This window comes from Shinella sp. WSD5-1 (assembly GCF_963942435.1).
GTDB lineage: Bacteria > Pseudomonadota > Alphaproteobacteria > Rhizobiales > Rhizobiaceae > Shinella > Shinella yambaruensis.
Genome location: NZ_OZ012598.1, coordinates 219,108 through 244,630, shown reverse-complemented (window position 1 = coordinate 244,630; position 25,523 = coordinate 219,108). Strand labels below are relative to the sequence as shown.

The window sequence follows — 25,523 nt, the reverse complement described above, 5'->3', positions numbered from 1 at the left end:
GCTTACCTACTGGTCCACCGAAAGGAGCAGTGCCGCAGGGGACTTGGCGAAGAGGAGGGAAAGTGGGAGATCCTGGCCGAGCGTGAAAGTATCTCCATCGAGAACGGAGCGCAGGACGCGGCCAACCAGGCGAGAGGGGAGGGCAGCGGCCATCTCGCGTAGGGCTGTATCCTGCAACAGCAGAGTGCCGGGCGTCACCTTTCCAAAGGTGAGCCGGGGAACGGCGACGATCGCGAAGGCCTGCTGCGTGCCGCGCAGGAAGGCAAGCGCGCCACCGTCGCCGCCGGAAACGGCGAGGGGCTGGTAGGGACCCGAGAAGGGGAGGGGGCTCATCCGTCTTGCCGTCAGCACGGTCGCCGTGAGCCATTGCTTGTAGAGGGGAAACGTCGCGCCGGTGGGTTCGGGCCTTTCGGGGATCGCCATTCCGGCGACATCCAGCATCGCCCGGTTGTCGGGATCGACGAGGGAGAAATCGCAGCGCTCGCTGCCCTGGTAGAGATCGGGAATCCCTGGCGCCGTCAGCTTGATCATCGCCTGGCTGAGGGCATTCATCCGGCCGGCATCGATGAAGGGAGCAAGTGTCGCGTCGAAATCCCGCAGGAAGGCATCGTGCTGCATCAAACCATCGACGAAATCACCGACCATCCGTTCGTATTCGGCATCGGGTTCTGTCCAGCTCGTGGCGCGTTTCGCCTCGCGCAGGGCCTTGGTGGCGTAGAGCCTCATCCGCTCCCCCAGCATCCCCAGTGCGGCGGGGTCGTCAGAAGCACCGGACGGCCAGATGCCGGCGAGCGACTGGTAGATGAGCCATTCCACCTCCGGTTCCGGCACGCTTCGCCCACCGGACGCATGGCGCAGGGATGCATTGAGCCCGCCCCACCGCCGTGTCGCGGCAATCCAGGCATCCGGCGCCTCGGTCAGCGTGTAGAGCCGGGCGCGGGCGTCCTCGCCCCGTTTCGTATCATGGGTCGAGCTTGCCGACAGGCCGTTCGGCATGGCCTCCGCCCGGTTCGCCATGAAGGCATCGAATGCCGGCACGCCGCCGGCTGCGGTGCCGGGGTCGCCGCCGACCTCGTTGAGGGCGATAACGGCATTTTCCCGGTAGAACAGGGTGTCCTCCACCGCCTTTGCCATGATCGGGCCGCTGAGCTGCTGGAAGCGCCGCCGGAATTCGGCGCGGGGTCCTGCTTCGGCGGGAACCGGATCGTCGATCAGAAGCGCGGCCACGAAATCGATCGCAGGACGAAGCGCGGCCTTCTGCGCGGCTTCGATAGCATTCTTGCGTACCGCATGCACCAAGGCGCGGTCGCCTTCGGGCACGACGGTCTCCGTCGTATAGGTACGGTAGACGGGGAGCGCGATGATGAAGACACGGATCGCCTCCGCCAGGATCGCGTGGTCGAAACCCAGCCCGCCCGCATCGGCGATCGTCTTCGCAAGCCTTGCGACGCCCGCCACTTCGCCCGCGAAATTCTCCGTCAGCATCTGCCGTTTGGCGCTCCGCCTCTCCTCGGAGTAGGCGTGCTGCCGGTCCGGCGGTTTCAACGCGGCGAAAGCCTGTTGCAAGCGCTTCTGCCCCCGTTCGTCGACAAGGGCATCCGCCAGCGCCCCGATGAATTCGTAGCCGGTCGTGCCCTGGACGGGCCAATCCGCCGGGAAGGGCTCGTTCCTCTCAAGAATCTTTTCGGTGGCGATATAGGGGGCGGAGCCGACGGCGGCCCGCAGAAGCCCAAGATAGCCAAGAGGATCGGCAAGCCCGTCGATATGGTCGATCCTGAGCCCGTCCACGATCCCCTCGCGCACGAGGTCGATGATCAGGCGGTGGCTGTCTTCGAAAACGCGGGCATCCTCCACGCGCAGGCCCACCAGGCCGGCGATCTCGAAGAATCGGCGATAGGTCAGGTGCCGGCCGGCGGTCTTCCAGTCGGTCAGCTGCCAGGGCTGGGCATCGTGGATTGTACGAAGCCGGGCGGGATCCCGCGATATCGCCTCCAATCCTTCGGTGATCGCCTCCCGATTGCCCGGGACAGCAAGCACGCCGGACAGACGGTGCAGGTTCTCCGCCTCATCCCCGGGATGGAGGACGGCACCGGCCGCACGCAGATCCGCAAGGGCCGGCGGCCCCGCATCGGCCAGGACCAGCGGATAGCTGCGCGGATGAAGTGGATAGAAGGTCTCGTGATAGCGAAGCGCCAGCAACCCGTCGCGCGGGTCGAGCGCGAGGCTCATCGCCCCGCTTGCCAGCTCCGCGTCAAAACCATCGCCGAGGAAGGGAAGCGTCAGGCGCTCGGACCAGTCGATATCGAAGTACCGGGCGAAGGGGCTTTCCGCGCCCCATGTCACGACATTCCGCCACCAAGGATTTTCCAGATTGGCGGCCATGTGGTTGGGCACGATGTCGAGGATGAGCCCCATGCCGCGGGCACGGAGATCGACAGACAGGCGCCGCAAGCCATCGAGCCCGCCAAGGCCGGGGTCGATTTCGTTTGCATCGGTGATGTCGTAGCCGTGGGTCGATCCACCGACCGCGGTCATGACGGGAGAGGCATAGAGATGGCTTATGCCGAGCGCCTCGAGATAGGGCACAAGCTTGCATGCCCGGGCAAAATCCATGCCGTTGCGGAACTGGAGGCGATAGGTCGAGCGGATCGGGATCAAGGCACTGCCTCGCTGGCCGGCGGCACGAAGAGGTCAAGTCCGGCGGCGCTTGAAATCCGATTGTGAAACTACCCCGGCCAGCCGGTTCTGCCGGTCGAGCACGGCGAGGCGGCGCAGATGCAGCGACTGCATGTTGGCCAGCACGCCCTCCGGCTCCTCATCCTCGAAACAATAGGTGATGTTGGTCGTCATGACGTCGCCGACCTTCGTCGTTTCCGCATTGAGCCCCGGCGCGACGGCCCGCAGGATGATGTCGCGATCGGTGAGGGTGCCGACGAGGCCGCTTGCGTCGGCCACGGGCAGGAAGGCTATATCCCATTCCGCCATCAGGCTTGCGGCGTATTGAAGGGTCTCTTCGGGCCGGACGAGATGGACATTGCGGGTCATGATGTCGCCGATGGGCATGGGGACCTCTTGCTGAGCGCTTTCGCTAGGAACCGGCGAGCGCGACTTTGGTTCCAATGGGCGCGCTCGCGGCGTGATCGACGGTGACGACAATCGCCGGGCCGGCCGCGGTTTCCGCCGCAAGTTCGAAGATCGCATCTCCCCCGGCCGCCGGCCAGGCCTTGCGTTCCCCGGTCAGGTTTGCCCGCAGGCAAAGAGTGGCGGCAGGAAAACGCCAGTCGATGGCAAGAACGCCGTCCTCGGCGGGCAGGATATGCGGGGTGGCCTCTGCCGAGAGCAGCGGCGCGACATGCGTCTGCCGAAGCCGGATCAGCGCGCGCACGAAGTCGATGCGCCGCCGGCCACCGGGCGAGGTCGCGCGGGACCAGTCGAGCTTCGAGCGCTGCAGGGTCTCCTCGGCATTCGGATCGGGAAGGTCTTCCACGGTCTGGCCCGCCGCCAGCCCGCCGAACTTCTCCGCCTCCTTCTTGCGCCCCTGCCGCACGGCCCGGGCCAGGTCGCCGGTAAAATCGGCGAAGAAGAGGAAGGGCCGATCCTCGCCATACTCCTCTCCCATGAAGAGCAGGGGCACCGGCGGAGCGAGCAGCAGCAACGCCGTCATGACGTCGAGCAGCGCCGGATCGGCAAGCCGCGCGAGCCGGTCCCCGAAGGCCCGGTTGCCGACCTGGTCATGGTTCTGCAGGAAGTTGACATTGACCTGCGGCGGCAGGCGATCCTGCGGCGCCGGCCCCACCCGGTCCCGGCTGCGATCCGCATGCACGAACCCCTTGGCCGCCGCCTCGCGCAGGAGTGCATAGGTGTCCTGCGCAAAGGGCGCGTAGTGCCCCTGCCGCTCCCCGGTCGCGACGACATGCAGGGCATGGTGGAACTCGTCGTTCCAGCCGGCCGTGTAGTGGCGCACCACGCCATCGTCGCGGTTCAGAAGGCTCTTGCGGCTCAACTGGTCCTCGACGACGAGGTGGACCTGCCGATCCGGGACGGCCTGCCGGATCGTTTCCGCCATTTCGATGAGGACGTGCCGCTCGCTTTCGTCATGGATCTCCTCGGTCGCATCGAGGCGCAGGCCATCGAACCGGTAGCCGACGATCCAGTGCAACGCGTTGTCGATGAAATAGCGGCGCACCGCCTCGCGCTCGAAGGCGAGCGCCGCGCCCCAGGGCGTATGGCGTTCGGGATGGAAGAAGGGCGGGGCTATGCGCGGCAGGACGTTCCCGACCGGACCGAAATGATTGTAGACGACATCGAGCAGGACCATGATCCCATGGCCATGCGCGGCATCGATCAGCGCCTTCAGGTCGTCGGGCGTGCCATAGGCATTGTGCGGCGCATAGTGCAGCACGCCGTCATAACCCCAGCCGCGCTGCCCGGCGAAATGCGCGACGGGCATGATCTCGATGGCGGTTATGCCGACATCGCGCAGGTGCGGAAGCCGCTCGATGGCGGCACGGAAGGTGCCTTCCGGCGTGAAGGCGCCGACATGCAATTCGTAGAGAACCGCCTCCTCCCATGGGCGCCCCTTCCAGCCGGAATGCTGCCAGGCATAGCCGGCATGGTCGATAAGAACGGAGGGGCCTTCGACATCCTTCTCCTGCGCATGCGTGGCGGGATCGGGGATCACGAGGCCATCGGAAAGCCGGAAGGAATAGCTGTCGCCCGGACGCGCAAGGTCCGTCTCGACCGCGTACCAGCCGTCGCCGGCCGGGCGCATGGCGATCTCGTTGCGTCCGACAAGCAGCGTGACCCCGTCTTCGGCGGGTGCCCAGAGGCGGAATTGCACCCGCCCGTCCTCAAGGAGGGCCGGCCCCCAGCATCTCGGCGTCAACGATGCCTGCGTCATGCGGATCCTCTTGCTGAATGCGGGGAAGGGAACCGGGCAGCGGTGAAAATGTTCCGGAACAAATCCCGTCTTTTCGCGTTGCACCATCGCTCTCCTCGCACCGGACCGGCGCTCTCCGTTCCTCCCGGCGAAACCCGTCGCGGGCCACGATGAGAACTGGCGGCGGCGGCACGGGATTTTCGGCCCGTCTGCCTGTTGCTTCAGGGGAGCACCTGCTCGACCGAAGGGGACGCATCGCATGAGCTATTCATTTTCCGAACTCGACTTCATGAAGCCGGAGCTCGGCGCCGAATTCACCGGCGAGGGCACGCATTTCGCCGTCTTTTCCGCCCATGCCGAGCAGATGGAACTCTGCCTGTTCTCCGACGACGGCAAGGAGGAGACCGACCGGCTGCCGCTGCCCAAGCGCGAGGGCGACATCTGGTCCGGCTATATCGCCGGCCTGAAGCCCGGCACCGTCTACGGCTACCGGGCGCAAGGCCCCTACGACCCGAAGAACGGCCACCGTTTCAATCCCAACAAGCTGCTCCTCGATCCCTATGCCAAGGAAATCGTCGGCGAGATCGCCTGGGACGACGCCCTCTACGGCTACAGCATCGGCGATCCGGCCGGCGACCTCTCCTTCGACGAGCGGGACAGCGCACCCTTCATGGTCAAGGGCGTGGTGCAGGATCCGGACTTCGACTGGGCGGGCGATGCCGCCATCCGCCGGCCATGGACCGAAACGATCATCTACGAGGCGCATGTGCGCGGCATGACGATGAGCCATCCCGGCGTACCGGAAGAGCTGCGCGGCACCTTCATGGGCATGGCGAGCGATCCGATCATCGAGCATCTCGTCGATCTCGGCATTTCCGCCATAGAACTCCTGCCGATCCAGTATTTTCCCGACGACCGCTATCTCGTGGAAAAGGGGCTGCGCAACTATTGGGGCTACCAGACGCTCGGTTTCTTCGCGCCGCAGCCGCGCTTCCTCTCCGGCCGTGCCATCACCGAGTTCAAGACCATGGTCAAACGCTTCCATGCCGCCGGCATCGAGGTCATCATGGACGTCGTCTACAACCATACGGCCGAAGGCTCCGAACGTGGCCCGACCCTGAGCTTCCGCGGGCTCGACAATCTCAGCTATTACCGGCTGTCGCCGGGCGACCTGCGCCATACCTATGATACGACCGGCACCGGCAACACACTCAACATCGCCCATCCCATGGTGCTGCGCATGGTGCTCGACAGCCTGCGCTACTGGGTCGGCGTCATGCATGTCGACGGCTTCCGCTTCGACCTTGCCAGCACCCTCGGGCGCACGCGGCACATCGAGTTCGACCGCGAAGGCACGTTCTTCGATGCGATCCGGCAGGACCCGATCCTTTCCGGCGTGAAGCTGATCGCCGAGCCCTGGGACGTCGGCGACGGCGGCTACCAGGTCGGCGGCTTCCCGCACCCCTTCCGCGAATGGAACGACAAGTACCGCGACGACGTGCGCCGCTTCTGGAAGGGCGATGGCGGCCTCGTTTCGGGGCTTGCGACACGGCTCACCGGCTCGGCACCGCAGTTCAACCATTCCGATCGCGGCGCCACCTCGTCGGTCAACCTGATCAGCGCCCATGACGGCTTTACGCTCATGGACACCGTCTCCTATGACGGCAAGCACAACGAGGCGAACGGCGAGGACAACCGCGACGGCCATTCCGACAACCATTCGCACAATATGGGTGTCGAAGGCCCGACGGAGGACCCGGCCATCCGCTCGGCACGCGATCGCCGCCGGCGCAACATGATCGCGACCCTGCTGCTCAGCCAGGGCGTGCCGATGCTGCTCGGCGGCGACGAACTCGGCAACAGCCAGAACGGCAACAACAATGCCTATTGCCAGGACAACGAGACGGGCTGGACCGACTGGGACGGCCTCGATGATCCGTTCCTCAACTTCTGCAAGGGCGCCATCGCCTTCCGCAAGCGCCATCCGGCGCTCCGGCAGGAACGGTTCCTGACGGGCGAGGCAGGCGAGGACGGCACCGTCGAGATCGCCTGGTACGGACCCGACGGCGCCCTCATGACCGACGCCGCCTGGAAGGACGGAAATCTGCGCACCCTCGGCCTCTTTCTCGCCAAGCCGGCCAACGGGGAAGGGGTGGACCAGCTCTTCATGGTCTTCAACGCGGGCGGGGACTGCACGGTGACGCTGCCCGCAGCGAACGGCATCACGGCATGGAAACGGGTGCTCGACACGGGATCTGACGACGATGCCTTTGCCGAACATCCCGCCGACGGCTCCGTCATGGTCTCCGGCGCGAGCATTGCCGCCTTCGAACCGGCAGGCTGACCATCGACCATGGCACCGGAAAACCTCAAGGAAACCGGCCTCGTCTATGTCAGCGACAGCGAGCCCGGCATCCGGCGCCAGCGGTCCGGCCGCGGTTTCTGCTATCGCCTGCCCGACGGGGCGCTGCTGCGCGATGCGGATATGAAGGCGCGCATTGCCGCGCTCGGCCTGCCGCCGGCCTATGAGAATGTCTGGATCTGCATGGAGGCCAACGGCCATCTGCAGGCCACCGGCTATGACGCGCGCGGGCGCAAGCAGTATCGCTACCATCCCGACTGGCAGGCACTGAAGAGCGGCGACAAGTTCGACCAGCTCATCGCCTTCGGCCGCGCGCTGCCGAAACTGCGGCGCGCGGTCCGGCGCGACCTTGAAGGCGCGCCCGGCGCGGTCGATACGATGCTGGCCGCAATCACGGTACTGCTCGACGAAGCGCAGCTTCGTGTCGGCAACCGGGCCTATGCGGTGGAGAACAAGACCTATGGCGCGACGACGCTCCTGAAACGTCATGTCTCGCTTGCGGAGGGACGCATCGCGCTACGGTTCACCGCCAAAGGCGGCAAGCGCGTGCGCCGGACGCTGAAACATCCCCGCCTCCAGCGCCTGCTCGAGGACTGTGCCGACCTGCCGGGCCGCCAGCTCTTCGTCTGGAAGGACGAGGGCGATCTGGTGCGGCCGATCGATTCCGGGCGGCTCAACACCTATCTCGCCGAGATTTCCGGCATCGCCATTTCGGCGAAGACCTTTCGCACCTGGGCCGGCAGCCTCACCGCCTTCACCCATGCCCGCCACGCGATCGAAGAGGGCGGCCGCCCGACGATCAAGGGCATGGCCGAGGCGACGGCCGAAGCCCTGCACAATACGCCGGCCATCGCCCGGTCGAGCTACATCCACCCGGATATCATCGCACTCGCCGAAACACCGGAAGCCCTCGGCCTTGCCCTGAAATGCCCCGTGCTCGACATTTCAGGATTGCGGGTGGAGGAGGAACGCCTGCTGCGCTTTCTCGAAAACCGGAAAAGGGCGCAGCAGGGTTAGGGTCGCCGCATCAATGGCTAAGGGCAAGCGCCTTGCCGTCTTTCCGCGGCGGGCGGCGGATCGCGTCGACGGCCCTGCGGGTGGCGTCGTCGATATCGTTGGAATTGCGTTTCGTCTTCAGATGCTCCGGCAGGGCGACCCGCTCCAGTTCGGCGCGCTCGCGTGCCGCCTGTTCCCAATGCTCGCGATCCTTGCCGTGCGGGCGGCCTTCCGCCTCCCATAGGCCATAGGCACGCTTGCTGATCCATTCCTGGCGTTCGTCGTTCACGATGATGTCCCTTCGGTAGTGGCAGCGGTCTATGCCGCCGTCCATGAATTCACGCGGAAACCGGCTTCCTTCGCCGCTTCGATGAAGGCGCGGCGCGCGAAGGCCGGGTCGTCGTCGTTTGTCAGCCCCTGCTCGCAGACGCTTCTGGCTATCAGCGCTGCAGGTCCGTCTTCGATCGGCCAATGGTTCTTCAGGCACAGCAGGGCGTCCCGCGTGCTCTGAACGCGAAGAACCTGCTTGTCGCCCTCCAGCACGACCGCTTCGTCCCATAGCCGGTCGGTTGCAAAGATGGTCATTGCGACCCCTCCATTGCGGGTCTTTCGGCGGGAATATCGACAAGGCTGACGATGCCGACGACCCGCCGGTCGTCATTCACCACCACGAGGCGCCGCACGCCGAGTTCGCGCATGCGGGCCGCCACCGCGGTCGTGTCGTCGCTCTCGTTACACACTTCAGGCGACACGGTCATGAATTCGGCAATTGCCATGGAGGTGGAATGCCCCCGGCCGAGGACCGACACGACGATATCGCGATCCGTGATGATGCCGACGATGGCGCCGACGCCCGGCACCTCGACCGGAAGGGCGCCGACCTCGGTTTCCAGCATCAGCCGTGCGGCCGATTGTGCGGTATCATTGGGAGAGACGGTCACGATCTGGGCGGACATCACGTCCTTCACACGCATCTTCGTCGCCCCTTCATAACCGCCCATTGATGAGGCTGCGGCCGTTCGGCGCGGCGGGGACGACCACCTCGTCGTGGTCCGGTCGGTTGAGCGGCAAATCGACCTGCTGCGGCACGATCACCTGCGGCTCCCAGGAATTGCGGCGTTTGCGGGTGTTCCGGAGGTCCGCATCGGGGGTAACGGCGGGTTTGCGGGCTAGCGGCTTCTTCTTCTGGCGCACGTCGGACTCCTGCGAACGGTTTTGTCTTTTCAACAAACGCAAGCGCCCGCGCTTGGTTCCCGAAAAACCCCGGAACCGACGTGCCTTCCGAGCATTATTGCCGAGCCGGACCGGTATCACGCGGAGAAAGTTGCCCATGCTGTTTGCAGGAAAGATCGCCCTCGTCACCGGCGCTGGGTCCGGGATCGGCAAGGCGACGGCCCTGGCATTCGCGCGCCATGGCGCCAGTGTCGGTGTCTTGAGCCGCAACCCGGACGAGGTGGAAGCGGTCGCCACCGAGATCCGCCGGCAGGGCGGCGAGGCCCTGGCGCTTGCAGCGGATGTGGCGGACGAGGCGTCGATGCGCGCTGCCGTGGAGCAGCTCTCCACGGCGTTCGGCGGCCTCCACATCGTCGTCGCCAATGCGGGGATCAACGGCGTCTGGGCGCCGATCGACGACCTGACGCCTGCCGAATGGGACGAGACGATCGCCACCAACCTACGCGGCACCTATCTCACGCTGCATCTCACCGTCCCCCTGCTCAAGCGGGCAGGGGAGGGCGCGATCGTCGTCGTCTCCTCGATCAACGGCACGCGCACCTTCTCGACGGCGGGCGCGACCGCCTATGCGGCCACCAAGGCGGCGCAGGTCGCCATGGTGCAGCAATTGGCACTGGAGCTCGGCAAGGCGCGCATCCGCATCAACGCCGTCTGCCCCGGCGCCATCGAGACGCGCATCGACGACAACACCGAGCGGCGCGGGGCGGGCGAGGCCGGCATCCCCGTTATCTGGCCGCAGGGCGATATACCGGTCTCGCAGGGCAAGCCCGGGACCGCCGACGAGGTTGCCGACGCGATCCTCTTCCTCGCCTCCTCCAAGGCGCGGCACATCACGGGTATCCCGCTGTGGATCGACGGCGGACAGGGTCTGTTGCGCTAGGGTGCGGGTGCCGGGATATGGCGCCTGCCCGTCGTTTGACGCGGCGGGGCCGCGCCCTATCTCCTCTCGCGGTTCCGCCGTCGTGAGAGGTGCGGATCGAGACGGGCAGCATGGGCAGCGGCTTTTCCCGGTGACGCCAGATAAGGCGCGTAGCCGGCCGCGGGGCATTTGAAAGAGGCAGTGAATGGGGCTGGGTGAGGGTCTGAACGACGCGGTGGACAGCCGCTATCCATTTCTAAGCGGTGGCGGCGATGCCGCCCTGTTGATTGGTGCTTTCGATTGGTCCCGAACACCGGTCGGCCCCTTGGACGGATGGCCGCAGAGCCTCAAGACGACGGTAGGCTTTCTGTTGCGCTCGCCGGTGCCGATCGTCCTGCTCTGGGGGGAAGACGGCATCATGATCTACAACGATGCCTATTCCGTCTTTGCCGGCGAGCGGCATCCGGCCCTGTTCGGCAGCAAGGTCCGCGAGGGATGGCCGGAGGTCGCCGATTTCAACGACAATGTCATGAAGGTCGGTCTAGCCGGCGGAACGCTCGCCTACAAGGACCAGGAGCTGACGCTCTACCGGCGCCGGGGCGAGCCGGAACAGGTCTGGATGAACCTCGACTACTCGCCGGTGCTCGGCGAGGATGGCCACCCGGCCGGGGTCATCGCCATCGTGGTCGAGACCACCGCCAAGGTGAAGGCCGAGGAGCGGCTGAAGACGGAGCGCGAGCGGCTTCGCCTGATGTTCGAGCAGGCACCCGGCTTCGTGGCGACGCTCTCCGGCCCGGACCATGTCTTCGAGATCGCCAACAATGCCTATCTCCAGCTCGTCGACCGCCGGGACATCCTGGGCAAGCCGATCCGGGAGGCGCTGCCCGAGGTCGTCGAGCAGGGCTTCGTCGATCTGCTCGATCGTGTCCTTTCGACCCGCCGCCCCTATTTCGGCAGGGGCGCGCGCGTCCTCCTGCGGCGCGGGCATGACGAGGCGCCGGTCGAGCGCTACCTCGATTTCATCTACCAGCCGGTTTTCGACGACAGCGGCAAGGCGACCGGCGTGCTCGTCCAGGGCCACGACGTCACCGAACAGCGGGCGGCCGAGGAGGCGCTACGGGAAAGCGAAGCCCGCTTCCGGCTCGCGGCGGACAATGCGCCCGTCATGCTCTGGATGGGCGACCAGAACGGCAGGTGCCTCTACCTGAACGCAGCGAAACGCGCCTTCTGGGGGGTGGCGCCGGAGGACGTCGCCAGCTTCGACTGGAACGACACGGTGCATCCCGACGACCGGCAGGCACTGGCCGCGACCGTCGGCGAGGCCATGCGCCGGCAGGTGCCGTTCACCGCCGAGGCACGCTATCGCCGCAAGCTCGGGTGCTACCGGCTGCTGCGCACGCAGGCGCAGCCGCGCTTCGGCGCGGGCGGCGAGTTCCTCGGCATGATCGGCGTCAATGTCGACGTCACGGAGGAGCGGGCGGAGGAGATCCGGCGCAACGCCCTGATCGAACTCACCGACCGTTTCAGCCAGCTCACCGACCCCGCCGACATCGCCTTCGCCGCGGCCGAGACGCTGGCGAAGGCGCACAATGTCAGCCGCGCGGGATATGGTACCATCGACCTCGTTGCCGAGACGATCACCATCGAGCGCGACTGGAACGCCCCGGGCGTCAAGACGATCGCCGGCGTGCTCAATTTCCGCGAATACGGCACCTATATCGACGACCTGAAGCGCGGCGAGACCGTCGTGGTGGCGGATGCCGAACAGGACCCCCGGACGAAGGCGACCGCCGAGGCGCTGAAGGCGATCAAGGCGCGGGCGTTCATCAACATGCCGGTGACGGAGGCTTCGGGCCTCGTCGCACTGCTCTACCTCAACCATGCCGAGGTGCGCGAATGGTCGGAAAGCGAGCTCGACTTCGTGCGCGACGTCGCGGCCCGCACCCGCATCGCCGTGGAGCGGCGGCGTGTCGAGCAGAAGCTGGAGCAGCTCGCCAACTCGCTCGAACGTCAGGTCAGCGAGCGCACGGCGGAGGTCAACCGTCTCTGGCGCAATGCCCGCGACCTGCTGGTGGTGACCGGCGAGGACGGCACGATCCGCTCGGTCAACCCGGCCTGGACTGCGGTGCTGGGCTTTCCGGCGCGCGAGAGCATCGGCCGGCGCCTCGGCTCCTTCGTCTGGCCGGAGGATGCGGCCACCTTCCTTGCTGCCAGCCGGCGCGCCGGCGTCCCGGACCTCGACGTGCGCTTGCGCCATCTCGACGGCTCGGTGCGCTGGATCTCCTGGCGCATCTTCGCCGAGGAGGGCCTGACCTTCGCCTACGGCCGGGACGTCACCGCCGAACGGGAACAGGCCCGCGCGCTCGCGGAGGCGGAGGACCAGCTTCGCCAGGCCCAGAAGATGGAATCGATCGGCCAGCTGACGGGCGGCGTCGCCCACGACTTCAACAACCTCCTGCAGGTCATCTCGGGCAATCTCCAGCTGCTCGGCAAGGACGTGGCCGGCAACGCCCGCGCGGAGCAGCGCGTCGCCAATGCCATTGCCGGCGTCAGCCGCGGCTCCAAGCTCGCCAACCAGCTTCTCGCCTTCGGCCGCCGCCAGGCGCTGGAACCGAAGGTCATCAACATCGGCCGCTTCGTCATGGCGCTGGAGGACCTGTTGCATCGCACGATCGGCGAAGCGATCGAGATCGAGACCATCCGCTCCGGCGGCCTGTGGAACACCTTCGTCGACCCCTCGCAGATCGAGAACGCCATCCTCAACCTCGCGATCAATGCCCGTGACGCCATGAACGGCATCGGCAAGCTGACGATCGAGGTGGGCAACGCGCATATCGACGACGCCTATGTCCGCCATCATCCGGATATCAAGACCGGCCAATATGTCGTCATCGCCGTCACCGATACCGGCGAGGGCATGTCGGCGGACGTGCTGGGGCGCGCCTTCGAGCCCTTCTTCTCCACCAAGCCCGCCGGCAGGGGCAGCGGCCTCGGCCTTTCCATGGTCTATGGGTTCGTCAAGCAGTCGGGCGGGCATGTGAAGATCTACAGCGAACCGGGGGAGGGCACGACGGTGCGCATCTATCTGCCCCGCTCGCTGGAAGAGGAGGACCGTCTCGCCGAGGTCGATTTCGGCCCGGTCACCGGCGGCACGGAGACGATCCTGGTGGCCGAGGACGACGACGAGGTGCGTGCAACGGTCGTCGAGATGCTGGGCGACCTCGGTTATTCGGTGCTGAAGGCGCGCGACGCGGCAAGCGCACTGTCGGTCATCGAAAGCGGCGTGCCCATCGACCTGCTTTTCACCGATGTCGTCATGCCAGGCCCGCTGCGCAGCCCCGACCTTGCCCGCAAGGCCCGCGAGCGCCTGCCGAACCTCGCGGTGCTCTTCACGTCCGGCTATACCGAAAATTCCATTGTTCACGAGGGCCGGCTCGACGCCGGCGTCGATCTCCTCTCCAAGCCCTACAGCCGGGAGGCGCTGGCCCGAAAGATCCGTGCCAGCCTCGCAGGCCGCCGACCGCCTTCATCGCAGGCCGACACGCCCGCGAACGGCGGGATGGTCGCGGCGCCGGAAACAAAGCGGCTGGCGATCCTGCTGGTCGAGGACGATTTCCTGATCCGGCTCAATGCGGTCGATCTCGTGCAGGAACTCGGCCATGAGGTTGTGGAGGCGGCGACGGCGGAACAGGCGTTGCCCCTGCTGAAGGAACGGCGCTTCGACGTCCTCCTGACCGATATCGGCCTGCCCGCCATGTCGGGGGCGGACCTTGCCATCCATGCCCGCGCGGAAGACGCGGAGATCGGCGTCGTCTTCGCCACCGGCCACGACCGCCTGCCCGCCATTCCCGGCGAACGGGCGGCCGTGCTGCTGCTGAAGCCCTATGACAGCCGCGAGATCGCCGCGGCGCTGGCGGCGGCGACCGCCTGAGACGTTTTCCTCGATGCGCACGCGTCGAGGGAACATTGCATGGCCTTGCGGGTTTGGCGGGGAGATTCCCAACGAGGAGGCCATTCCATGCCTGCAAAATCGAAAGCACAGCAGAAAGCTGCCGGGGCCGCGCTCGCAGCCAAGCGCGGCGACATCAAGAAGAACGAACTGAAGGGCGCATCGCGCAGCATGGAGAAATCCATGTCCGAGAGCGAGTTGAAGGAGCTGGCATCGACGAAGCGCAAGGGCAAGCCCGAGCACGCTTCGAAATCCGCCTGACGCTTTGAACCGGGAGGAGCCGATGCGTGTTCTGATCGTCGAGGATGAATTCCTGATCGCCAAACTTCTGGAAAATGTGGTGGAGGACGATGGCTACGAGGCCATCGGCCCGGTTTCGACCGTCGAGCAGGCTCTCGCCTATGCTCCGCGCGCCGACATCGCGCTGGTGGACCTCAGCCTTTCCGACGGAAACAGCGGCCAGCTTCTGGCGCGCCGGCTGATCGACCGTTTCGGTATCGACGTGATTTTCGTGACGGGTGATCCGGGCTCGGTGCAACAGGGGTTCGACGGCGCGCTTGCGGTGGTCAACAAACCGTTCCGCGACGAGGAGATCACCGGCGCGCTGGCCATGGCGCTGGACAAGCGCAGCCGGTCGATCGCCCGCCGCGCAGCCCCCTGACGGCAGCGGCCGGCCAGAGCAACTCCGGCGAAACCCGGGATTGCTCTGGAAACCAGTTTCTGCCGCACTATCCCGGCTGGGAATGCCCTAGAGAACGAAGATGTCCGCGGATGTAAGGCGCAGGCCCGGATCCAGCGTTGCGATCTGCTGGCGCGCGGCATCGCCCGAACCGTCCGCCTCATAATAGAGGGCGCCGGTCTTGTTGTCGTAGATCACCCTGTCGCTGGCATCGACGGCCGCATTGCCGATGCCGATCGTCTTGAACAGCGCCGAGCCGGCCGGCCTCGCCGAGGCCTGCAAAGATATCGTTGTCCAGGCCGATCATATCGGCCCCGCGCTTGAAATCGGTGATCACGTCACGGTTCGCCGCCGTCGGCGCATGGCGGAAGATGAAGGTGTCGTTGCCCGCGCCGCCGCCAAGACGGTCGGCCCCTCCGCCGCCGAAGAGCACGTCGCCACCGGCACCGCCGAGGAGCCGGTCCTTGCCGGCCCCGCCTTCGATGACATCATTACCGGCGCCGCCATTGATGACGTCGTTGCCGCCGAGGCCGCGCAGCGTGTTGGCGGCGCCGTTGCCGGTGATGACATTGGCCGAGCCGTTACCCGTCCCGTCAAGGGCGGCCGTGCCGGTCAGCGTCAGCTTCTCGTGATAGCGGCCGAGCGTATGGGAGATCGAGGACAGGACGAGATCGACACCGTCGTCGGAATACTCCCATTCGAATGTGTCGCCCGCGCCGAAAACATAGGTATCGTTGCCGCCGCTGGTGCAGCGGTAGATATCCGCGCCCGCGCCGCCGTCATAGAAATCATTGCCGGTGCCGCCGTTCAGCACATCGTTACCGTTGCCGCCAAAAAGCCTGTCATTGCCGGAATAGCCGAAGAGATAGTCGTTGCCATTGCCGCCGTAGAGCCTGTCCGCCTTGTCGCCGGCTTCGGTCGCGTAATAGCCGCCGCCGTCGATATAATCGTCGCCGTCGCCACCATAGATGACGTCCGCGCCGTTGCCGCCATCGACATTGTCGTCGCCGCCGGCGCAGTACAGCACGTCATTGTCGTCGCCACCGTCCATCTCGTCATTGCCGGCACTGCCGTAGAGCCTGTCATTGCCGGCATCGCCGAACAGCGCATTGCGGATGGTTTCGAAAATCGTGTCGTTCTGCAGGCCCGCCCAGAGCACGTCGTTGCCGTCGCCGCCGCGCAGGGTGTCCCCGCCGCTGCCGCCGACCAGAAGATCGTTGCCCGTGCCCCCTTCCAGCCTGTCGTTGCCGGCCTGGCCGTAGATACGGTCGTCGCCGGCATCGCTGTAGAGCACGTCGCTCGCGCCGTTCTGGCTGGTCTGCCAGTTCGGTTCGTCGGCGCCGCAATCGCCATAGATCACGTCGTTTCCGTCACCACCATAGATTGTGTCACCCTCCGTGTGGTCATCGCCGTTGTTGTAGATATCGCCGAAGATGATGTCGTCACCGCCGAAACCGCGCAGCGCTCCCTTGGTGTTGGCGGAATCGTAATCCCCGTAATTGTCGTAGGTGCCGTCGCTCAGCAGCAGGGCCGTGCCCCAGAGGATGTCGTTGCCGTCGGTGCCGTTGTTGTTGCCGTTTGGATCGCGTGCCATGTTTCCCTCGTTTGCCGTGGCGGCCCGCGCCGCCGTTTCCGGCGCTTCCGGCCGCGAACCATCGGTTTCGCGGCAGAAGACACCGACCGTCCCATCGCCGCCCGGGTCAGCCGGGCTTCGACAGGATCGCGAGCCTACACCGCTGCCGGACGCGGTGGCTTGGGGAGGGAATCAGGGGTTTGGGATACTGCTGCCCGTCAATTCGAGAGGAAATGCTGGCGGATATCGGACGGCGTCGCCTGGAAGCGGCGGCGGAAAAGCTGGTTGAACCAGGAGATGTCACCGAAGCCGGCCATCAGGGCGATGGCGGCGATCGTATGATGTTTCAGGCCGGGATCGCGCAGCAGCCCGTGCACATGATCGAGCCGCTCGGCGGTCACATGGTCTGTGAAGCTGGTGCCTTCCTCGTAGAACAGCGCGCGCACGTAAGGCACGCTGATGCCGTGGCGCTTTGCGAGCCATTCGAGGGAGAGACGCGGATCGCTAAGATGCGCGGCGATATCGGCCTTGAGCGCCTGCCGCCGCGCCGCGCGCGCACCGTTCCCGCGCGCCTGGTGGGCGGCGTCGCGCTTTGCGCCCAGCATCAGCACGGCAAGGTCGACGAGATGGGCGGCAAAGACCGTCTGGTCCTCCTCGGTGATATCGGCATCGCTGTCGAGCAGCGAGGCGGCATAGCTGTTCAAGAGATGGGCCGCCGGGTCGCGCAGCGACCGCGTCTTCAGCAGGCTGTCTGAAGACGCGATGCGATCGATGACCAGGGCGCGCGGAATGGCGATGCTGAGACAGGAGCTCTTCTCGGCGACCATGGTCACCGTCTTGCGGTCGCGCCGCATCACGTTGACGTCGCCCGGCCGGATGAAAAGGTCCTCGCCGCGGGCATCGTGCACGCCGTTGCCGCCGGCAATGCTGAGATAGAGCAGGGCGTCCTCGTCGGACGGGGTGAGCAGCGTGACGGGCGTCGTGTCGGCGGCCGCGATATGCACGCCGCCGACCCCGCGCAGCCGCATGTCGATATCGACCGGCATCTCACCGAGAAAATCGATCGTGGTGCGGACGTGGCCGTTGTAGACCGCTTCGACCAACTCCTTGCGCAGGCATTCGGCAGTCTCTCGCGTGGAAAACTGGACGACGGTCATCAGGCCCCCGGCAATCGTTGATCGTTCGACCCGAAGCGCAGACTATGTCGCTGGAGGCCACAGGATCAAGACGTGCCGATGCACGCGCCTATTCGCGCGGCAGTAGAACGGCAAACTAGTAATCGACCAGCCGCATCTCCGCCTCCGGCGTGCCGAAGCGCGGCTGGACGCCGAGAAGGGGCGCGACGCGCTGGATGATCGCCTTGATCATCGGCGCCGCGGTGGACGCCGCGGTTCGCCCGCCATTCTCTCCCGTCCGGGGTGCATCGATGATGGAAAGGACGATGTATCGCGGCTTGTCCATCGGAAACGCGGCGACGAAGGCGTTGAAATTGATATCCTTGGCGTAGCGCCCGTTGATAACCTTGTCGGCCGTCCCGGTCTTTCCGCCGACATGGAAGCCGTCGACCTGCGCGTTGCGGCCCGATCCCCTCTGCCCATTCCAGTCATAGAGGAAGCGCATGTCCGCGCTCGTCGTTGCCTTGAGGACGCGGGTCGCGAGCGCCTGCGCCTCGTCCTTGGTACGAGGAAGGAAGGTCGGCGGGATGAGGTAGCCGCCGTTCACCAGCGCGGCGGCCGCGACGGCGGTCTGCAGGGGCGTGGTGGCGACCCCGTGGCCGAAGGAGATCGTGACGGAATTGATCTTCTTCCATGTCCGCGGCTGGGTGGGCGTCGCGACGCCCGGCATTTCCGTCGCCAGTTTCGACAACAGGCCGAGCCGGGTAAGGAACTGCTGGTGGCCGTCGATGCCAACCATGTCGGCCACCGCGGCGGTGCCGATATTGGAGGAATACTGGAACACTTCCGGTATGGAGAGCGGGCGGTTCTTGCCCCTGAAATCCCGGATGGTGAAGCCGCCCATGCGGATGGGACGGGAGGCATCGACGACGGAGTTCAGCGTGATCTTGCCCGCATCGAGCCCCATCGCCAGGGTGAAGCTCTTGAAGGTCGAGCCCATCTCGAAGGTCGCGTTGCTGATGCGGTTGAACCAGCCTTTCTCATAGTCCTTGTCGACGCTTCCATCCGCCAGGGTGCGGGACGGGGCATTCGGGTCATAGTCGGGCACCGAGGCCATGGCCAGCACCTCGCCGGTCTCCACGTCGAGGATGACGGCGCCGGCCGCTTCCGCCTCGTAGTCGGTCATCGCCTTGGCGACGACATTGCGCACGATGTTCTGGACGCGAAGGTCGATCGACAGCCGGACCGGTGCAAGGCGGGCATCGTCGGTCAGCCCGGCGGCCCGGAGGTCCGCCAGCCCCTGCTGGTCGAGATAGCGCTCCATGCCCGCAAGGCCCTGGTTGTCGACATTGACATGGCCGACAATATGCGCGGCGGTGGCGCCGCCCGGATAGAACCGCCGCTTTTCCGGCCGGAAGCCGATGCCCGGAAGCCCGAGCGCCAGGATCTCGGCCTGCTGCCTGGGCGTCAGCTGCCGCCGCAGCCACTGGAAGGCGCTGGGGGAGCGCAGCTTTCTGTGCGTATCGCCCCAGTCGAGGTTGGGAATGACGAGGGCGAGCTTTTCGACCACTTCGTCTGCATCGACGATGCGGCGGGGATCGGCATAGAGCGAGACCATGTGGAGGTCCGTCGCCAGCAGCTCGCCATTGCGGTCCATGATGTTGGGGCGTGAGGCGATCGCATGGCCATTGCCGCCGATCGACGCGGAAAGGACAGGCTCGGAAAGGCCGTATTGCAGAAGGCGCCCGCCGATCAGCAGATAGACCGCCGAAAAGATCGCGATCATGATCGCCACCCGCTGCCGCGCCTGCTTCCGGCGGCGCGCATTGGTGCCGACGAATGCCTCGCCCCTGGCGTTCAGGCCCCGGTCGAGGACGAAATGCGCGCGGCTCTTCAGCCGGATGACGAACGAGATCATTCCACAGCAATCCAGGCCGTGTCGCCGCAACGAAGGGCGGATCCCCGCGCGCTGACGGGAGGGAGCCTGCATGCAGACGGCCGGGAAACCAAGGAAAGACTGGGCAGGCACCGGCACGCGATTAAATTTGCATTAATATACATTTAAAGTCGTGCCGGCCGTCTTAACGGTTCATTAGGCGGGCATCCGCCGGAGAAAATGGAAAAGCTGTGCGAATGCGCTGGAAAAAACAGCACAAACCGCACGCGCCATGTAAACTCGCCGGCATGGATTCGCGCGCACGCCCACCTGTTCCCGTCCTCCTGCCGCCCACGCATCTGCCCGGCTGGGCGCTGCCGCGCGGCCGGACGCCGGATGAGCTCGACGCCGCCTTCGCCGCCGGCATCGCCCTGAAAACCCTGGACGACCTCGTTCGCGCCGAGCCCGTCTGGGCCGGCTGCTGGCGCGCGCGCCAGGCGCTTGCCTGTGCCGTCGCCGCCGTCCGGCTGGCGGGCAGGGGAGAGGACGAGGCGGCCCTGCGCGATGCGGCCCTGCTGACGGCACCGGGCGACGATCCAGGCCCGGCCGGAAAGCTCTTCCTCGCTTTCGGCAAGCTCGCCGGCCGCAAGGGCGCCATCACCTCGAAATTTGTCGCCGAGCTTGCCGATCTCTTCGGCCTTGCCTGGGACGCCCGGCTCGGCGCGGCCGTCGATCATGCCGACGCGATCCTCCAGTCGGGTCGCCCGGCGCCCTTCGCTGCGGCCGAGCTCGTGGCCGCCATCCATGCCGAGCGGCCGGACGCCGAAGCGCTCGCCTGGGCGCTCGGCGATGCGATGATCGCGGAAAAGCTCAAATGGCAGCACGCCGTGCCGCTGCTGATGGCCGAACGCCATGGCCCGGCCTTCCGCACGCTCGGGGGCAGGGGGCGTGTGCGCCCCGGCGAGCCGGGCTTCGAGCGCGCCGTCTGCCTCGCGCTGGCCGAGGGTGCCGCGGCGGCGCTGCGCTCGGCCGGCGAGGTCGCGCGTCGTGCCGAACAGCTTCTTGCCGCCGCACCGAAGGTGCGCACCAAGGGGGCCGGCGCCGTCATCCGCAAGCTGCTCGACGAGGACGCCATCTCGGCCTCCGCACGCAGCACCAACCTCTCCCGCTGGGCCAGCACGCGGCTGTTTGAGCGGCTGGAAGGGTTCGGTGCCGTGCGTGAGCTGTCGGGCCGCACCACCTTCCGGATCTTCGGGCTGTGACGATGACCGGATCGACCGCTCCCAGGACACCGCGCGCCGGCAAGGCGAAGACGGAGAAGGAAATCCTCTTCGATCGCGAGCTGGAGGATTTGCCGCCGGACCTGCGCTGGCGGGAATGGATGCTGCGCGTCGAGGCCGTCATCTTCGCTTCCGCCGAACCGGTCACACGCGAGACGCTGTCCCGCATCGTCGGCAAGGATTGCAGCATCGACCTCCTCATCGACGATCTCAAGGAAGACCTGCACGGGCGCCCCTACGAGATCGTCGCCGTCGCCGGCGGCTGGCAGCACCGAACGCGCCCACGCTACACCGATGCGATCCGCGCGTCCTCCACGCCCACGCGCGGGGGCGGGGCGCTGCTTTCGGAATTCGAGGCGATGGTGCTGATGGCGGTGGGCTATTTCCAGCCGGTCACGCGGGGCGAACTGTCGAAGATCTTCGGCAAGGAGGTCAGCCGCGACACGATCGGCGCCCTGCGCAATATCGGCTTCATCGGTTCAGGGCCGCGCAGCCCGACGCCGGGCGCGCCCTATACCTATGTGACGACCAAACAGTTCCTCTCCGCCTTCGGCATGGAGACGCTGCGCGACCTGCCGGATATCGAGGCGCTGGAAGATGCCGGACTGCTGAGCCGCAAGGAAATGGTCGATGAAACCCTTCCGGCCCCGGCGGATGACGGGGAAGGATGACCGGGCCGGACATCACCGCCCATCCCTGAGGGCGTCCTCACGATCGCTTTTCGGTCGGCTTTATCCCGGCCGGAATGGGGCAGACATAGGGTTTGCCGTCCTTCTTCTCCAGCCATTCCCGCTTCGCTTCGGCAAGCAGGGCCGGGTTGGTCATCAACGACAGACCGGTGGCGGCCAGCGTCTTTGCGGCATGCGCCATCGCCTTGTGCGCGGCCGGGCTCTTGCCCTGCGCCACCACCTGCCAGGTGTGCGGGTTGGTGCCGATCGCCCAGGCGGGCGTCCAGCACTGCGCGGTCGGCGTCACCCAGCTGACATCGCCGACATCGGTCGAGCCGGCGCGGAAATGCGACTCCCCTTCGAAGGCGCGCAGGCCGAGATGCAGCGGGGTGGTTCCATCGACCTTCGCATTGGAAAAGACATCGTCCCTGATCCGGTAGAGCCGCAGGCTGCTGTCGACCGCCTCCTGCGTGAAGGTGTCCTGGATGGCCTTGGCGAAGGCGATATCCCCCTCGTCGAAGGCGACCGGGCCAAGCGCCACCATGGTCTCGTGCATCGCCGTCTCGAGCGCGATATTGGGCAGGAGGTTGGTCGAGGCCGTGTCGAAGACGATCTCCACCTCCGTCTCCGTCATCATCGCCGCGCCGCGTGCCACCTTCTCCACGCGCGCGGCGAGCGCCAGCGCCTGCGACATTTCCGGGGCACGGATGAGATAGAGCACCTCCGCCCGCGCCTGCACGACATTCGCGGCCTTCCCGCCGGTATCGGTGATCGCATAATGCACCCGGCAATCCTGCGGCATGTGCTCGCGCAGGAAGTTGACGCCGACATTCATCAGTTCCACCGCATCGAGCGCCGAGCGGCCGAGATGGGCGGCGTTGGAGGCATGGGCGGCAAGGCCCTTGAATCGGTAGAAATATTCGAGCACGGCAAGATTGTTGGTCGAGCGCACGCCGTTGAAGGGGGCCGGATGCCAAGTCAGCGCCGTGTCGACATCGTCGAACAGGCCGGCCCGCACCATGAAGGTCTTTCCGGAGCCGCCCTCTTCGCCAGGGCAGCCATAATAGCGGACGGTGCCCGGCAGGCCCTCTGCCTTCAGGTGACGGGCGAGCGCGACCGCCGCAAGCAGCGAACCGACGCCGAGCAGGTTGTGGCCGCAGCCATGCCCGCTTTCACCGGCGGCCATCGGAGCGGCTTCGGCAATGCCCGAAACCTGGCTCATTCCTGCCAGCGCATCGAACTCCCCGAGGAAGGCGATGACCGGGCCGCCGCTGCCGCATTCGCCGATGAAGGCCGTGTCCATCTCCGCCACGCCGCGCCGCACCGCAAAGCCGTTCTCCTCCAGCGCCTTCGCCAGGACCTCCGACGATCGCCGCTCCTCGAACTTCAGCTCGGCGAAACCCCAGATGGCGTCGCTGAGCGTGGTGAAATCCGGCGCCATCGCCTCGATCGCCGCGGCGATCGATTGTACCTCTTCATGGTTCATGGCCTGTCCTCGCAGTGTATCCGCCCGTTTCGGGCGCAGAAAAGTGTCCGGCGGGCGAGCCGCCGGATCCGGTTTCGATGGAATGGAAGTCCCGCGCCGGGGGCCGCCTCCGGCGCGGGACGGCAGGGCTCAATCGTCGACCGAGACTTCCCAGAGCCGGGCGTTCGACTGCCAGACCGGCTGTCCCTTCAGCTTCCTGGTGGCGCCCCAGACGTCGACCATGTCGTAAAGGAAGATGCCGGGCATTTCCTTCAGCATCAGTTCGTGGAACTCGTCGAAGATCGCCTGGCGCTTGGCCGGATCCGCCTCGACATGGGCCGCCTTCATCAGCTCGATCGCCTTCGGATCGTCCCACATCAGCGAGGCGTTCTTGTCCTTGTCGCCGACATAGAAGGCGTACATCAGCGCCGGATCGAGACGCGGGGCGACGGACTGCGAGATCACCTGGTAATTGCCGGAGCGGCGGCGATCGACCTGGGTCGCATAGTCCAGCACCTCGATCTGGATGTTGAGGCCGACCTGCTGCATCATGGCCTGCGCCATCACGGCCGCCGGGAAGCTCGGCACATTGCCGCGCTTGTTGGCGATGATGGTGATCGGCTCGCCATTGTAGCCGGCTTCCGCCAGTTCCTTCCTGGCGGCTTCCAGATCATAGGGCAGGCGCTTCTTCTGCGTTTCGCTGAAATAGACCGAATCCTGCGAGACCATCGAGCCGTTCGCCTCGCCCGTGCCGTTGGAGGCGGCCGCGGCAAGCTCGTCGAGATCGAGCGCCATCGCCATGGCGCGGCGCACGCCGGGCTTGCTGAGGACCGGATCGCGCGTCTGGATGTAGAAGAGGTTCTTGCCGTTGTTGCGCGAGACGATGAGCTGCGTCTTGTCGCTCTCCTTGAATTCGGGGATCAGGTCGGGCGAGATTTCCGCCGTGTCGAGCACGCCGGATTCCAGGCCCGCCTTCACGGTCGAGGCATCGGGAATGACCATGAACTTGACGCCGTCGGCAAGCGGCCGCTTGGAGCCGACCATGCCGTCCGGCTTGCCGTCGTTTGCCGGGGAGACATAGTCCGCAAAGCGGGTGAGATGGATGTATTCGCCCTTCTTCCACGCGTCCCACTGGAAGGGGCCGGTGCCGATCGGCTTGTCGAAGGCACCGTCCGCAGAAACGCTCTCCGGCGAGATCATGCCGGTATAGCCGCATTCCGGACGGGACATCAGGCCGAGGAAGACGGCGGACGGGTTTTCGAGCGTGATCTCGACCGTCTCTGCATCGAGCGCTTTGACGCCGGCCACCGGCGCCGCGCCGCCCTCCGTGAAATCCTTCACGCAGGTCCATTTCGTTTCGGGGTTCAGGTAACGCGTCCAGTTCCACACCACGTCGTCCGCCGTCAGCGGCTTGCCGTTGTGGAACGTCACGTCCGTGCGCAGCGTGAACGTATAGGTGAGCCCGTCGGCCGAGGTCTCGAAGCTCCTGGCGAGAAGCGGCTTCACCTCGCCGCTGTTGTTGTAGCCGACGAGGCCTTCGACGATGTGCAGGATCACGCCGTCCGTATTGCCGTCGCGGTTGACGCCGGGATTGTTGCTGCGCAGGTCCGAGCTCTGCGCGACGGTGATGTCGCGCGCGGCGGCGATATGGACCATGGCAAGCAGCGCCGTGCCCGAAAGGAGAAGTTTCTTCATTGTTCTACCCTCTTTGCTGTCGTTGATTTTCAAGCCTGGAAGCCGTCCCAGCAGGCGCGCGAGAGCCTGCCGATGGTCTCGAGCGCCATCGTGTATCCCGGCGTGCCGTCGGGCACGACCTGCGGCACCTCGTCGGTGAAGGCGGCGATGATGTAGAAGGGGGCGCCGTCACGGTAGACGATGCCGGCATTCATGCGGCCGCGCTTGCCCGTGCCGCCCTTGTGCGCCACGACGGTGGCAAAGGGCAGGCGCGAGGGGATGGCGTAACGCAGGATCTGGTTCTTCAGCGTCTGCAGCGCATAGGCGCAGAGTGCCGGCGAGGTGCCGAGCCGCGCGGCGGCCTCGGCCGAGGTCTGCGCGTCGAGGATCGTCTGCAGGAGGAACGCCTGGTCGCGCGCCGTCGTCGTGGTCACCGAGGTCAGCGCGTGGTCCGGGGCCAGCGCCAGCGGGGGAATGAGGAAGCGGTGATGCGTGCCCGTCAGGCCGATGGACTTGCAATAGGCATCCACCTCTTCGAGGGTCAGCCGCTCGAACACCATCTTGGTGCAGACATTGTCGCTCAGCACCATCATGCCGGTGATGGCATCGCGCAGCGAGATGACGAGGCCGGGCGTCATGTAGCGCAGCATGCCGCTCGCCACTTCCTCGGCAAAGCGCGCCTCGTAGGTGATCTGTTCGTCGAGATCGAGCCGGCCCTCGTGCACCGCCTTCAGCGCGGCCATCATGATCGAGGTCTTGCGGGTGCTGGCCGAAGGGGTCTCTTCATCCGCGCGATGCTCGATCGTCTCGCCGGTCTTCAGGTTGCGGACGAAAAAACGCGTGACGAAAGGCTGCGCATTGCAGATGTCCGCCAGCCGCGCGGCGACCGGGCCGTGATGGGAAGAGGTGTCCACG

Annotated in this window: 22 protein-coding genes; 8 read left to right on the top strand and 14 right to left on the bottom strand. The window is 66.1% G+C overall.

Annotated elements, in window-relative coordinates; genetic code table 11:
- Positions 1-6: 6 nt before the first annotated feature.
- From treY to treZ, 3 genes are read right to left on the bottom strand one after another with little or no spacing between them, the layout of a single operon-like run.
- A complete protein-coding gene (gene treY, locus AABQ55_RS27910; protein ID WP_272808272.1) occupies positions 7-2,658 on the bottom strand; it encodes a malto-oligosyltrehalose synthase in 2,652 nt (883 codons plus the stop codon).
- A 33-nt stretch (positions 2,659-2,691) separates the two neighbouring features.
- The gene (locus AABQ55_RS27905; protein ID WP_244770681.1) at positions 2,692-3,063 is read right to left on the bottom strand and encodes a CBS domain-containing protein; all 372 of its coding nucleotides are present in this window, start codon (positions 3,061-3,063) and stop codon (positions 2,692-2,694) included.
- A 25-nt stretch (positions 3,064-3,088) separates the two neighbouring features.
- A complete protein-coding gene (gene treZ, locus AABQ55_RS27900; protein WP_272808273.1) occupies positions 3,089-4,900 on the bottom strand; it encodes a malto-oligosyltrehalose trehalohydrolase in 1,812 nt (603 codons plus the stop codon).
- Positions 4,901-5,138: 238 nt separating this feature from the next.
- Here treZ and glgX point away from each other — a divergent pair, with 238 nt between their 5' ends.
- Positions 5,139-7,223 carry a glycogen debranching protein GlgX gene (gene glgX / locus AABQ55_RS27895; protein ID WP_272808274.1) on the top strand — a complete coding sequence of 695 codons (2,085 nt, stop codon included), beginning with the start codon at positions 5,139-5,141 and terminating at the stop codon, positions 7,221-7,223.
- Between the two features lie 9 nt (positions 7,224-7,232).
- A complete protein-coding gene (locus AABQ55_RS27890) occupies positions 7,233-8,258 on the top strand; it encodes a DNA topoisomerase IB (protein WP_272808275.1) in 1,026 nt (341 codons plus the stop codon).
- A gap of 10 nt (positions 8,259-8,268) precedes the next feature.
- Here AABQ55_RS27890 and AABQ55_RS27885 read toward each other — a convergent pair whose 3' ends face one another.
- The 4 genes from AABQ55_RS27885 to AABQ55_RS27870 are packed head-to-tail and all read right to left on the bottom strand — an operon-like array spanning position 8,269 to position 9,431.
- Complete coding sequence (locus AABQ55_RS27885) at positions 8,269-8,526, bottom strand: DUF2934 domain-containing protein (protein ID WP_272808276.1); 258 nt, start codon at positions 8,524-8,526, stop codon at positions 8,269-8,271.
- Between the two features lie 29 nt (positions 8,527-8,555).
- Complete coding sequence (locus tag AABQ55_RS27880; protein ID WP_272808450.1) at positions 8,556-8,816, bottom strand: DUF982 domain-containing protein; 261 nt, start codon at positions 8,814-8,816, stop codon at positions 8,556-8,558.
- A 2-nt stretch (positions 8,817-8,818) separates the two neighbouring features.
- On the bottom strand, positions 8,819-9,211 hold the full coding sequence (locus AABQ55_RS27875; RefSeq protein WP_272808277.1) for a CBS domain-containing protein: 393 nt from the start codon (positions 9,209-9,211) through the stop codon (positions 8,819-8,821).
- Positions 9,212-9,224: 13 nt separating this feature from the next.
- The gene (locus AABQ55_RS27870) at positions 9,225-9,431 is read right to left on the bottom strand and encodes a hypothetical protein (protein ID WP_272808278.1); all 207 of its coding nucleotides are present in this window, start codon (positions 9,429-9,431) and stop codon (positions 9,225-9,227) included.
- A gap of 136 nt (positions 9,432-9,567) precedes the next feature.
- Here AABQ55_RS27870 and AABQ55_RS27865 point away from each other — a divergent pair, with 136 nt between their 5' ends.
- The 4 genes from AABQ55_RS27865 to AABQ55_RS27850 all read left to right on the top strand — a co-directional run bounded on the left by AABQ55_RS27865 (position 9,568) and on the right by AABQ55_RS27850 (position 14,939).
- A complete protein-coding gene (locus AABQ55_RS27865) occupies positions 9,568-10,350 on the top strand; it encodes an SDR family oxidoreductase (protein WP_272808279.1) in 783 nt (260 codons plus the stop codon).
- A 397-nt stretch (positions 10,351-10,747) separates the two neighbouring features.
- Positions 10,748-14,260 carry a PAS domain-containing protein gene (locus tag AABQ55_RS27860; protein ID WP_445190519.1) on the top strand — a complete coding sequence of 1,171 codons (3,513 nt, stop codon included), beginning with the start codon at positions 10,748-10,750 and terminating at the stop codon, positions 14,258-14,260.
- Between the two features lie 87 nt (positions 14,261-14,347).
- Positions 14,348-14,539 (top strand): DUF3008 family protein, encoded by a 192-nt coding sequence (locus tag AABQ55_RS27855; RefSeq protein WP_244770690.1) that lies wholly within the window; start codon positions 14,348-14,350, stop codon positions 14,537-14,539.
- Between the two features lie 22 nt (positions 14,540-14,561).
- Positions 14,562-14,939, top strand: a complete 378-nt coding sequence (locus AABQ55_RS27850) for a response regulator (protein ID WP_244770691.1) — start codon at positions 14,562-14,564, stop codon at positions 14,937-14,939.
- A gap of 87 nt (positions 14,940-15,026) precedes the next feature.
- Here AABQ55_RS27850 and AABQ55_RS27845 read toward each other — a convergent pair whose 3' ends face one another.
- The 4 genes from AABQ55_RS27845 to AABQ55_RS27830 all read right to left on the bottom strand — a co-directional run bounded on the left by AABQ55_RS27845 (position 15,027) and on the right by AABQ55_RS27830 (position 19,563).
- Positions 15,027-15,155 carry a hypothetical protein gene (locus AABQ55_RS27845; protein ID WP_272808280.1) on the bottom strand — a complete coding sequence of 43 codons (129 nt, stop codon included), beginning with the start codon at positions 15,153-15,155 and terminating at the stop codon, positions 15,027-15,029.
- The gene (locus AABQ55_RS27840) at positions 15,118-16,551 is read right to left on the bottom strand and encodes a calcium-binding protein (RefSeq protein ID WP_272808281.1); all 1,434 of its coding nucleotides are present in this window, start codon (positions 16,549-16,551) and stop codon (positions 15,118-15,120) included. Before AABQ55_RS27840 ends, AABQ55_RS27845 begins: the two co-directional genes overlap by 38 nt.
- A gap of 197 nt (positions 16,552-16,748) precedes the next feature.
- Positions 16,749-17,687: a helix-turn-helix transcriptional regulator gene (locus tag AABQ55_RS27835; RefSeq protein WP_272808282.1), complete on the bottom strand. Its 939-nt coding sequence runs from the start codon at positions 17,685-17,687 to the stop codon at positions 16,749-16,751.
- Between the two features lie 115 nt (positions 17,688-17,802).
- The gene (locus AABQ55_RS27830; RefSeq protein ID WP_272808283.1) at positions 17,803-19,563 is read right to left on the bottom strand and encodes a peptidoglycan D,D-transpeptidase FtsI family protein; all 1,761 of its coding nucleotides are present in this window, start codon (positions 19,561-19,563) and stop codon (positions 17,803-17,805) included.
- A gap of 266 nt (positions 19,564-19,829) precedes the next feature.
- On the opposite strand from AABQ55_RS27830, the gene AABQ55_RS27825 reads away from it, so the two are divergent.
- On the top strand, positions 19,830-20,783 hold the full coding sequence (locus AABQ55_RS27825) for a DUF1403 family protein (protein WP_244770696.1): 954 nt from the start codon (positions 19,830-19,832) through the stop codon (positions 20,781-20,783).
- A gap of 2 nt (positions 20,784-20,785) precedes the next feature.
- The gene (scpB, locus tag AABQ55_RS27820) at positions 20,786-21,472 is read left to right on the top strand and encodes an SMC-Scp complex subunit ScpB (RefSeq protein WP_244770697.1); all 687 of its coding nucleotides are present in this window, start codon (positions 20,786-20,788) and stop codon (positions 21,470-21,472) included.
- Between the two features lie 37 nt (positions 21,473-21,509).
- Here the strand turns inward: scpB and AABQ55_RS27815 are convergent, their stop codons facing one another.
- The 3 genes from AABQ55_RS27815 to AABQ55_RS27805 form a co-directional block, all read right to left on the bottom strand.
- Positions 21,510-22,955, bottom strand: coding sequence for a M20 family metallopeptidase (locus AABQ55_RS27815; protein ID WP_272808284.1), 1,446 nt, complete (start codon positions 22,953-22,955; stop codon positions 21,510-21,512).
- Positions 22,956-23,084: 129 nt separating this feature from the next.
- Entirely contained in the window at positions 23,085-24,629 is a 1,545-nt protein-coding gene (locus tag AABQ55_RS27810; RefSeq protein ID WP_272808285.1) for an ABC transporter substrate-binding protein, read from the bottom strand.
- Positions 24,630-24,658: 29 nt separating this feature from the next.
- Entirely contained in the window at positions 24,659-25,522 is an 864-nt protein-coding gene (locus tag AABQ55_RS27805) for a serine hydrolase (RefSeq protein ID WP_272808286.1), read from the bottom strand.
- Position 25,523 lies beyond the last annotated feature (1 nt).